1 protein-coding gene is annotated in these 460 nt (G+C 77.6%); it reads right to left on the bottom strand.

The window, feature by feature from the left end; all coding sequences use genetic code 11:
- A partial coding sequence (locus tag GJV82_RS19255) for a hypothetical protein (RefSeq protein ID WP_225873513.1) occupies positions 1-272 on the bottom strand: 272 nt, incomplete at its 3' end.
- Positions 273-460: the final 188 nt, after the last annotated feature.

Raw genomic sequence — 460 nt, 5'->3', positions numbered from 1 at the left:
GCGGGGTGGATGTCGGTGCCGATGTGGTCGAGCAGCGATCCCCAGATCCGGCCGACGCCGTACCCGACGCCGGGCAGCGGGACGCTCGCGGCCGCCACGGCGGTCACGGCCACCAGCTGGGACACCCGGTAGGGCACGGCCCGCGCGAGGCGCTGCCACCACGTCAGGTCCGGCTCCACCGGGACCGGCTGGTGGAGGGTGACGTGAACGTCGATCTGCTGCGGCTGACCGGTCCACGGGGCCGGCGGCTGCGGCGGCAGCCAGGGCGTCATCGCTCCCCCGCCCGGCGGGACGGGCGGCGACGGCGGCAGCCGGCACAGCCAGTCCCCCGACCCACCGGCAGCAGTGACCGGGGTGGACACCGGCGCCGCCGAGGTGGACGGCGCGGTGGACGGCGGCCCCGGGATGACACGGCCTGCCGTGACGGGCGCGCTGCTCGGCGCGGGCAGGTGGACAGTCG

It is taken from the genome of Cellulosimicrobium composti (genome assembly GCF_009711085.1).
In the GTDB taxonomy this organism is placed as follows: domain Bacteria; phylum Actinomycetota; class Actinomycetes; order Actinomycetales; family Cellulomonadaceae; genus Cellulosimicrobium; species Cellulosimicrobium composti.
Note: the sequence above shows the minus strand (reverse complement) of the source record. Positions and strands in the feature narration are given on the sequence as shown.